The following is a 9,041-nucleotide window of genomic DNA, read 5'->3' as shown; positions in this document are numbered from 1 at the left end:
AGCGACACCGCCAGCGGTATGGCGAGCCCCACCAGCACCCCGCCCAGGGACACGGCCCGGCGGTGTTGCCGTCGCGGATCAGGGTGATCTCCTTGTGCGGCGTCAGCATGACGTAGACCGCCGCGGCGGCGAACAGGATGGTCACAGTGATCGCGGCGTGCAGCAGGGTCACCGGGAAGCCGGTGGCGAAGGCCTGGATTTCCGGCGACTGGAGAGGAAGGGTCATGGCGGGCGGCTCCGGTGGGCGGCCCTCCTCGATAGCACGTCGCGGCGCCGCAACAACGGGCGGGCGCGCGACCTAGTCCGCGTCGGCCTGCGCCCGCTCGGCCCGGCGCCGCGCGCTGGCCCGGACCTTCTCGCTCTCGCTCTTCAGCTGGCCGCAGGCGGCGAGGATGTCGCGGCCGCGCGGCGTGCGGATCGGGCTTGCGTAGCCGCCGCGGTTGAGGATCGCGGCGAAGGCCTCGATGGTCCCCCAGTCGGAGCATTCGTAGGGGCTGCCCGGCCAGGGATTGAACGGGATCAGGTTGATCTTGGCCGGAATGCCCTTGAGCAACTGGACGAGCGCCTTGGCCTCGGCCGGGCTGTCGTTGACGCCCTTCAGCATGACGTATTCGAAGGTCACTCGCTTGGCGTTCGAAAGCCCCGGGAACGCCCGGATGCCGGCCATCAGCTGCGCCAGCGGATACTTCTTGTTGAGCGGCACCAGCTCTTCGCGCAGCGCGTCATTCGTTGCGTGTAGAGATATGGCCAACATGGCCTGGGTCCGCTCGCCCAAGGCCTGCAACTCGGGCACGACGCCGGAGGTCGAAACCGTGATCCGCCGGCGCGAGATGGCGATGCCTTCGTTGTCGGCGATGATGTCGATGGCGCCGGCGACGCTGTCGAGATTGTAGAGCGGCTCGCCCATGCCCATGAAGACGATGTTGGAGAGGCGGCGATCCTCCTTGGGCGAGGGCCATTCCCCCAGGTCGTCGCGGGCCACCTGCACCTGGGCCACGATCTCGGCGGCCGTCAGGTTGCGGACCAGCGCCTGGGTGCCGGTGTGGCAGAAGGTGCAGTTCAGCGTGCAGCCCACTTGCGACGAGACGCACAGGGCGCCGGCGCGGCCGACGTCGGGGATGTAGACGGTCTCGATCTCGATGCCCGGCGCGGTGCGGATCAGCCACTTGCGCGTGCCGTCCTTGGAGACCTGTCGCTCGACGATCTCGGGCCGGGCGATGGTGAAGGCCTCAGTCAGGCTGGCGCGCATCTCCTTGGCTACGTCGGTCATCTGACCGAAGTCGGTGACCCCGTAGTGGTGGATCCAGCGCCACAGCTGGCTCGCCCGCATCCTGGCCTTTTCCGGCCGCACCACGTCGGCGGCGACCAGAGCGTCGGCCAGCTCGGCCCGCGTCAGCCCCGAGAGGTTCGGGACGGCGGCCGGGCGCGGGCGGGCCTGCGCGTGCGAAAGGTCGAGGGTCACGCCCACGGGGACAACATCCTGTCTGGAGATCCCGCTATATAGGCGAGACCCGCACGCGGGCCAAATCGACCGCTTGCCGCAGGCGCTTCGCGCCCGGCGTTGGCGGGTCTATAAACGCAAATAAGTTTGCATTAAGGAGTGCTTTTGCCTGCGAGAACCCGTCCCGGCGGCCGCAGCGCGCGCACCAAGGCCGCGGTCTTCGAGGCCGCCGCCGCCTTGGTCGCCGAGCAGGGTTGCGAGGCCATCGCCATGACCGACATCGCGGCGCGCGCCGGCGTCGCGGCGACCAGCCTCTACCGCCGCTGGGGCGACGTGCGGACCCTGCTGCTGGAGGTGGCTGAGGCGCGGCTGACGGCGGAGGCGGCGCTGCCGGACACCGGCTCGCTGCGCAGCGACCTGCGCGCCTGGGCGCGGCGGATCGCGGCCGGCCTGCGCGCGCCCGGCGGCTCGCCGTTCTTCCGCGCGATGATCGCGACCCGTCCGCCGCCTGGGCGGGACGACCTGCAGCAGGTCGCAGCGTTCGGGCCCCGGGCGCAGCAGATCGCCACCATGCTCGACCGCGCCGCAGCCCGCGGCGAGGCCGTCCCGCCCTTGATGGACGTTATCGACCACCTGCTGGCGCCGCTCTACATGCGCGCCCTGTTCGGCGGCCCGATCAGCGCGGCCATCGCTCACGACCTGGCCGATCGCCTGCTGGCCTGAGCATCGAACAGCCACGCCGGCTTCCCAGAATTAATCGGTTCTTGACCGGCGCGGTTTTGAACAAGGCCATGCGAACCGTTCTCCTCTCCGTCCTCGCCCTGCTGGCCGCCGGCGCCACGCAAGCTCAAACCCAGGCGCCGGCGCCGGCGGCGCCCGCCGCCTCGGCGGACGCGCCCTCCGACGGCCGCGACTTCTGCGCCCAGCGCCCCGGCCGCGTCACACCGCCCTGCGTCATCGACGCCGGCCGCCTGCAGATCGAGACCGGCCTCGTCGACGCGGTCTTCCAGCACAGCGACGGCGTGCATTCCGACCTCTACGCCGTGGGCGCCACCGAACTGCGGCTTGGCGTCGCCAAGCGCGTCGAACTCGAGGCGTCCTGGACGCCGGTGGTCGTCAACCAGACCCGCGGCCAGCCGCACGAGAGCGGGACCGGCGACGCCAGCCTCGCCGTCCTCGTCGCGCTCACCGATCCCGACAAGATGGGGGTCGCGGTCTCGGCCCAGCCCTTCGTCACCTTGCCGACCGCCACCCATGGCCTGGGCGCCGGCGGCTGGACGGGCGGTGCGCGCCTGCCGATCGCCGTGCCCCTCAACGACGGCTTCGCCCTGGGCCTGACGCCGGAGGTCGACGTGCTGCGCAACGCCGGCGGCGGCGGAACACACGCCGCCTGGATCGGCGCCGCCAGTCTCAGCCGCGGCTTCGGGCCCCTGACGCTCGGCGCCGAACTCTGGGGCCAGGTCGAGGACGATCCCGCCGGGACCGTGCGTCGCGCCACCGCCGACCTGATCGGCGCCCTGATGGTCGGCAAGACCCTGCAGTTCGACGCCGGCGCCAACTTCGGCCTCAACCGGCAGACGCCCGCCGCCGAGGTCTATTTCGGCATCTCAAAGCGGTTCTGACCGCCCAAACCTGACGATTTCAAACGTCCGTTAGGTTTCCGCCTTCCGCCTCCGGAGCCGCTGGGCTAGCGTCCCGCAACTTCGAAGAGACGACACCGGGAGAGCGGACATGAAGGCGCTGTTGAGCAAGGTCGTTGGCGGGCCCGACAGCCTCGTCCTGGAGGACGTGCCTTCGCCCGTGGCCAAGCCCGGCCACGCGGTGATTTCGGTCAAGGCGATTGGCGTCAATTTCCCCGACGTGCTGATCATCGAGGACAAGTACCAGTTCAAGCCGGAGCGGCCGTTCGCGCCGGGCGGCGAACTCTCCGGCGTGGTGAAGTCGGTGGGCGAGGGCGTGACCAACGTCAAACCGGGCGACCGCATTCTCGCCAACACCGGCTGGGGCGCCATGGCCGAAGAGGTGGCGCTGCCGGCCAACCGGCTGTGGAAAATCCCGGACGCCATGCCGCACGACGTGGCCGCGGCCTTCATCCTGACCTACGGCACCTCCTATCACGCCCTGCATGACCGGGGTCACCTGAAGGCCGGCGAGACCCTGCTGGTGCTGGGCGCGGCGGGCGGCGTCGGCCTCTCGGCGGTCGAGCTCGGCAAGGCGGTCGGCGCTCGCGTCATCGCCGCCTGCTCCACGCAGGAGAAGGTCGACCTAGCGATCGCGCACGGCGCGGATTCCGGCGTGGTCTATGGCCGCGGCCCCTTCGACAAGGAGGGCCAGCGGGCGCTGAGCGCGCTGTTCAAGGAAGCCTGCGGGCCAGGCGGCGCGGACGTGATCTATGACGCCGTCGGCGGCGACTACGCCGAGCCGGCGCTACGGGCCATCGCCTGGGAAGGCCGCTATCTGGTGATCGGCTTCGCGGCGGGCGAGATCCCGAAGATTCCGCTGAACCTCGCCCTGATGAAGGGCTGCGACATCGTCGGCGTGTTCTGGGGGACTTGGACGCAAAAGAACCCGGCCGCCTTCGCCGCCAGCATCGACGACCTCCTGGCGCTCTACGCCTCGGGCAAGATCAAGCCGCATGTCTCGGCCCACTTCCCGCTGGAGAAGGGCGCCGACGCCATCGCCCACCTGGGCGGACGCCACGCCATGGGCAAGGTCGTCATCACCGTCGACTGACCCAGCGGCGCCGGGCCCTGGGGCCTCGCTTCCAAGTACTGAGGAGAGCATGCATGGCGGGACGTCTGGACGGCAAGGTCGCCGTCATCACCGGCGGCGTGTCCGGAATTGGCCTGGGAACTGTCGAGCTGTTCGTCGCCGAGGGCGCCAAGGTCATCGCCGCCGACATCCAGGACGAGAAAGGCCGCATGCTCGAGCAGCGGTTTGCGGGCGCGGTCCGCTACGCCCGCTGCGACGTCACGGTGGAGGCCGACATCGCCGCCGCCGTCGGGCTGGCCAAGGACGAGTTCGGCGGGCTGGACGTGCTGTTCAACAACGCCGGCATCTCCGACATGATGCGCGAGATCGCCGACATCCAGGCCGAGACCTGGAGCTGGATCTTCGATGTCCTGGTGCGTGGCCCGGCGCTCGGCATGAAGTACGCCGCCCCGCTGATGGTCGAGCGCGGCGGCGGTTCGATCGTCAACACCGCCTCGATCGCGGGCCTGCAGGCCGGCTGGGGCCCGATCGCCTATTCGTCGGCCAAGGCCTCGGTGATCCACATGAGCCGCTGCGCCGCCGCCCAGCTCTCGCCGCAGAAGATCCGCGTCAACGCCATCTGCCCGGGCCTGATCGCCACCTCGATCTTCGGGGCGTCGCTGGGCCTGCCGCGCGCGGTCGCCGACCAGATGGCCGCCCGCGTCGCCGAGACCGGCGCCAAGGTCCAGCCGATCCCCAAGGCCGGCGCGCCCGACGACATCGCCAAGGCCGCCCTCTATCTGGCCAGCGACGATTCCGTCTTCGTCACCGGAACCCACATCGTCGTCGACGGGGGCATCACCATCGGCAGCCGGCACAGCTGGGACACGTCGGGCCCGTCGCCGTTCGCCGAGCTGTTCAGCGAGTTCGGCGCTCCGGAGGGCTGAGCCCAAGTTTCCGTTTACGTAAGGTGACGCTTTTTCGCGCCCGCGCTTGGGGCTAAAGGCTCGCCCAAGGACACACACCTCAGAACCGGGAGCGCTACGCCATGCAACTCAATTCCTCCGTCGCCGCGGTCGTCACCGGCGGCGCCTCGGGCCTGGGCGGCGCCACGGTGCGCGCGCTGGCCGCCCAGGGCGTCAAGGTCGCCATCTTCGACATGAACGAAGAGAAGGGCGAAGCCATGGCCAAGGAGGTCGGCGGCGTCTTCTGCAAATGCAACGTCACCAGCGAGGAAGAGGTCGACGCGGCCTTCGCCAAGGCCCGCGCGGCCAACGGCCAGGAGCGCATCCTGGTGAACTGCGCCGGCACCGGCAACGCCATCAAGACCGCCAGCCGCGACAAGCAGACCGGCGAGACCAAGCACTTCCCGCTCGACGCCTTCAACCTGATCATCCAGATCAACCTGGTCGGCACCTTCCGCTGCATCGCCAAGTCGGCGAAGGGCATGCTGGACCTGGAGCCGATCGACGGCGAGCGCGGGGCCATCGTCAACACCGCCAGCGTCGCGGCCGAGGACGGCCAGATGGGCCAGGCGGCCTATTCGGCGTCCAAGGGCGGCGTGGTCGGCATGACGCTGCCCATCGCCCGTGACCTGGCCGGCGACGGCATCCGGGTGAACACCATCCTGCCCGGCATCTTCAACACCCCCTTGATGCAGTTCGCCCCGCCGCAGGTGAAGGACGCGCTCGCCGCTTCGGTGCCGTTCCCCAAGCGCCTCGGCAACGCCGAGGAATACGCCCAGCTGGCGCTGACCATGATCACCAACGGCTACTTCAACGGCGAGGACGTCCGCCTCGACGGCGCCATCCGCATGGCGCCGCGCTAGGAGCCCAGCGTCGTCCGGAAGAACCGGACGACGTCTGAGTTGAAGGTCTTGTGGAAGGCCGTGCGGTCGATGTTGTCGACGCAGATCGACGGCGCGACCTTCGCGAGGTTGGCGCTGCACGGCGCCATGAAGTCGAAGTGCTCGGCGGCGGGGACCACATGGTACTCCGCCTTGGGCAGCAGGCCGTGGACCGCCTGCGCGTAATAGGGCTGCGGCAGGACCGTGTCCCATTCGGCGCGCCAGAGCTGCACGGGGATCGCCACCCTGGAGAGGCCGTTTGGCGCGAAGGCGAAGCCAAGGGCCGGGGCTGCGACCACCGCGGCCTTGATGCGCGGATCGTGCGCCACCGCCGCGGGATTGGCCGGCGTGGCCGCGGCGCCGCCCAATTGGCGTTGCAGGGCGCAGTCATAGAAGTGCGGATGCTCGGCGCAGTGCCGTGCGAGCGTCGTCAAGTCCGGCTCGCCGCCGATGGCCGCCAGCACCGTGAAGCCGCCCGACGAGAAGCCGAAGGCGCCGATCTTCGCCGGATCGACCGCGTCATGGCCGCGCCAGTCGCGGGTCACATAGTCGATCACCCGCGACAGCTCCGCCGGGCGCTCGGTGATCCGCATGGAGCGGCTGCGGTCGCCCTGGGTGTCGCCGGTGTGGGTAAGCGCGGCCACCACGAAGCCCGCCGCGGCCAGGGCGCGGGCCGTGTCGTAGTGGTCTGCGTTGGCGCCGCCGGTGCCGTGCGAGATCACCACCAGGGGATGGCCGTGGCCCGCGGGCGCCGCGCCGGTGGCGACGGACTGGACGTAGAGCGAAAGCGGGACGGCGCGCTCCGGCGCGTCGGTGGGATACCAGATCGTCAGCGCCAACGGCTTGTCGCTGGCGACAGGCGCGCTCGCCGTCTCGAACCCCACATTCGCCGCGCGCGCCTGGCCCGCAAGAGCCAGGATCGCCGCCATCGCCGCGAGAGCTTTCATGGTCGCCTCCTATGTAAGCGGCACTTACATTGCGACTCGATGTTAGCTGTGTCAACATTCCGGCATGGCGAAGCGTGGCGGCTATCATCATGGCGACCTGCGGGCGGCCCTCGTCGCCGCGGCGCAGGCAGCTATCGAGACCGGCGGGCCGGACGCGGTCTCGCTGCGCGACCTGGCGCAGTCGCTTGGCGTCTCGACCGCCGCGCCCTACCGGCATTTCCCCGACCGCCGCGCCCTGCTCTCGGAGGTCGCGGCCCGCGGCTTCGCCGACCTGGGCGAGGCCTACGCCCGCGCCCAGGCCGCGGCGCCCGATCCCCTGACCGCGCTCCGCGAAACCGCCCGCGCCTACCTCACCCTGGCCTTCGGGCGGCCCGGCCTTTTTCGGCTGATGTTCGCCAGCGACCTGGTCGACGCCGCCGACGCGCCCGCCAGCCTGCTGCAGCCGGCGGCGGCGGCCTGGGAGGGCCTCTACCGCGCGGTGGCCGCCGCCGATCCCGGCGCGGACCTGGCGACCGTGAAGCGGCGCGCGATCACCGGCTGGTCGACGCTGCACGGCTTCATCACCCTGGTGCAGGGCGCCCGTCTGAAGGGTTTCATGACCGAGCCCCTGACCGAGGCCGAGCTGCTGGAGGCCGTCCTCGACAAGACCCTGAAGCCGGACTGAAGCGCGCCTCAAGCGTAACCGGGCCCCAAGCCTCTCCCCTTCGCGGTCGAAGCGAGGTAGGGATCGCGGACGCGAAAGCTCCGCATGACCGCCTCTCCATCCCCGCCCGAGCCCACGGTCGCCCGCAACGCCCAGGTCGTCCTGGCCGTGCTCGGGGGCGGCACCGCGCTCTACTATCTGGCCGGCATCCTGACGCCGCTGGCGCTCGCCATGTTCCTGGCGGTGATGATCGACGGATTCGCGCGGGTGCTGGAGCATCGCCTGCCGCACGTCTCGCGCAAGGCGGCCCTGCCGCTGGCGATCCTGCTGTCGCTCCTCTTGTTCGGCGGCACGGCGATGTTCGTGACCATGAACGGCGCGGGCTTCGTGACCCAGCTGGTGACCTATGGCCCCAAGCTCGACGGGATCATCGCCCAGGTCGCCACCATGGCCCACATCAAGGACCCGCCGACGGTGGTCTCGATCGTGCGCGGCCTCGACGTCAGCAAGTACCTGGGCCTGGCCGCCCGCGCCCTGCAGGACTTCGCCTCCACCGCGCTCTTCGTGATCGTCTACCTGGCCTTCATCATCGCTTCCCGCCGCGGCTGGGAGCGCAAGCTCGTGGGCCTGTTCCCGCAGCGCGAGGAGCGGCAGGAGGCGATGGTCGCCTTCCTGCGCATCCGCGACGGGGTGGAGCAGTATCTGTTCGTCCAGACCATCACCGGCCTGATGGTCGCGGTGCTGTCCTGGATCGCCATGGCCGCCGTCGGCCTGCACGACTCGCTGTTCTGGGCCTTCCTGATCTTCCTTGCGGTCTACATCCCGGTGGCCGGCGGCGTCTTCGCCGGCGTCGCCCCGCCGATCTTCGCGCTCGTCCAGTTCGACGGCTATGGCCACGCGCTCGTGCTCTTCATCCTCCTGCAGCTGATCGGCGTGATCATCGGCAATGTGGTCTATCCGCGGATGCAGGGCCGCAGCCTGAATATCGACCCGGTGATGATCCTGCTGTCGCTGGCCTTCTGGAGCGGCATCTGGGGCCTGACCGGCGCCTTTCTTTCGACGCCGCTCACCGTCATGGCCATGGTCATCCTGGCGCAGTTCGACGGCAGCCGCTGGATCTCCGTCATCCTCTCGGCCGACGGCGATCCCCAGCAGCTGAAAAACAAGCGCCCCAACGAGCCGCCCGACCAGAAGCTGCCGCCGACCTCCAAGTCGGCTCTGGCCCGGCGGCGGCTAGCCAAACTCATGGGCCGCCGCGCCAAACAATCCTGATCCGCCTAACCTCAGCTGAGGGTCTTCAAGTTGCGAAATCTGTTCCTATCTATGTTTGGCCCCGGGCGCTTTCAGTCCGGCGGCTGGGTCCGCAACCCCCCAAGCCAGCGGGCCCGGCGAGCAGAGAGCGTTCCGCCGCCCCCCCACGGCGGAACCACACGGCGCCGGACACTCTCCTCCGGCGCCGTCCTCGTATCTGAA

Annotated in this window: 9 protein-coding genes and 1 pseudogene; 7 read left to right on the top strand and 3 right to left on the bottom strand. The window is 70.0% G+C overall.

Annotation, left to right across the window (positions count from 1 at the left end; genetic code table 11):
• A pseudogene (locus VKQ35_RS04880) lies at positions 1 to 226 on the bottom strand (DUF350 domain-containing protein); the annotation flags it as partial.
• Between the two features lie 72 nt (positions 227 to 298).
• Positions 299 to 1,468, bottom strand: coding sequence for a 23S rRNA (adenine(2503)-C(2))-methyltransferase RlmN (gene rlmN / locus VKQ35_RS04875; RefSeq protein ID WP_324359100.1), 1,170 nt, complete (start codon positions 1,466 to 1,468; stop codon positions 299 to 301).
• 138 nt (positions 1,469 to 1,606) lie between these two features.
• Between rlmN and VKQ35_RS04870 the strand changes: the two genes are divergently transcribed.
• From VKQ35_RS04870 to VKQ35_RS04850, 5 genes are all read left to right on the top strand, one after another.
• On the top strand, positions 1,607 to 2,164 hold the full coding sequence (locus VKQ35_RS04870) for a TetR-like C-terminal domain-containing protein (protein ID WP_324359098.1): 558 nt from the start codon (positions 1,607 to 1,609) through the stop codon (positions 2,162 to 2,164).
• A gap of 68 nt (positions 2,165 to 2,232) precedes the next feature.
• Positions 2,233 to 3,063, top strand: a complete 831-nt coding sequence (locus VKQ35_RS04865; RefSeq protein ID WP_324359096.1) for a transporter — start codon at positions 2,233 to 2,235, stop codon at positions 3,061 to 3,063.
• Positions 3,064 to 3,172: 109 nt separating this feature from the next.
• The gene (locus tag VKQ35_RS04860; RefSeq protein WP_324359094.1) at positions 3,173 to 4,174 is read left to right on the top strand and encodes an NADPH:quinone oxidoreductase family protein; all 1,002 of its coding nucleotides are present in this window, start codon (positions 3,173 to 3,175) and stop codon (positions 4,172 to 4,174) included.
• A 53-nt stretch (positions 4,175 to 4,227) separates the two neighbouring features.
• The gene (locus tag VKQ35_RS04855; protein ID WP_324359092.1) at positions 4,228 to 5,079 is read left to right on the top strand and encodes a glucose 1-dehydrogenase; all 852 of its coding nucleotides are present in this window, start codon (positions 4,228 to 4,230) and stop codon (positions 5,077 to 5,079) included.
• Positions 5,080 to 5,180: 101 nt separating this feature from the next.
• Entirely contained in the window at positions 5,181 to 5,960 is a 780-nt protein-coding gene (locus tag VKQ35_RS04850) for an SDR family NAD(P)-dependent oxidoreductase (RefSeq protein ID WP_324359090.1), read from the top strand.
• Here the strand turns inward: VKQ35_RS04850 and VKQ35_RS04845 are convergent.
• On the bottom strand, positions 5,957 to 6,925 hold the full coding sequence (locus VKQ35_RS04845) for an alpha/beta hydrolase family protein (RefSeq protein WP_324359088.1): 969 nt from the start codon (positions 6,923 to 6,925) through the stop codon (positions 5,957 to 5,959). The two genes, VKQ35_RS04850 and VKQ35_RS04845, sit on opposite strands and share 4 nt — an antisense overlap.
• Positions 6,926 to 6,989: 64 nt before the next feature.
• Between VKQ35_RS04845 and VKQ35_RS04840 the strand changes: the two genes are divergently transcribed.
• A complete protein-coding gene (locus VKQ35_RS04840) occupies positions 6,990 to 7,589 on the top strand; it encodes a TetR/AcrR family transcriptional regulator (protein ID WP_324359086.1) in 600 nt (199 codons plus the stop codon).
• 84 nt (positions 7,590 to 7,673) lie between these two features.
• Positions 7,674 to 8,840, top strand: a complete 1,167-nt coding sequence (locus VKQ35_RS04835) for an AI-2E family transporter (RefSeq protein WP_324359084.1) — start codon at positions 7,674 to 7,676, stop codon at positions 8,838 to 8,840.
• Positions 8,841 to 9,041: the final 201 nt, after the last annotated feature.

This window comes from Phenylobacterium sp., assembly GCF_035309685.1.
Taxonomy (GTDB): domain Bacteria; phylum Pseudomonadota; class Alphaproteobacteria; order Caulobacterales; family Caulobacteraceae; genus Phenylobacterium.
This window is presented reverse-complemented; position numbering and strand designations above follow the sequence as displayed.

Coding starts and splice junctions, on each gene's coding strand:
- VKQ35_RS04865 (WP_324359096.1), top strand. CDS start 2,233: ATGCGAACCGTTCTCCTCTCCGTCCTCGCCCTGCTGGCCGCCGGCGCC.
- VKQ35_RS04860 (WP_324359094.1), top strand. CDS start 3,173: ATGAAGGCGCTGTTGAGCAAGGTCGTTGGCGGGCCCGACAGCCTCGTC.
- VKQ35_RS04855 (WP_324359092.1), top strand. CDS start 4,228: ATGGCGGGACGTCTGGACGGCAAGGTCGCCGTCATCACCGGCGGCGTG.
- VKQ35_RS04850 (WP_324359090.1), top strand. CDS start 5,181: ATGCAACTCAATTCCTCCGTCGCCGCGGTCGTCACCGGCGGCGCCTCG.
- VKQ35_RS04845 (WP_324359088.1), bottom strand. CDS start 6,925: ATGAAAGCTCTCGCGGCGATGGCGGCGATCCTGGCTCTTGCGGGCCAG.
- VKQ35_RS04840 (WP_324359086.1), top strand. CDS start 6,990: ATGGCGAAGCGTGGCGGCTATCATCATGGCGACCTGCGGGCGGCCCTC.
- VKQ35_RS04835 (WP_324359084.1), top strand. CDS start 7,674: ATGACCGCCTCTCCATCCCCGCCCGAGCCCACGGTCGCCCGCAACGCC.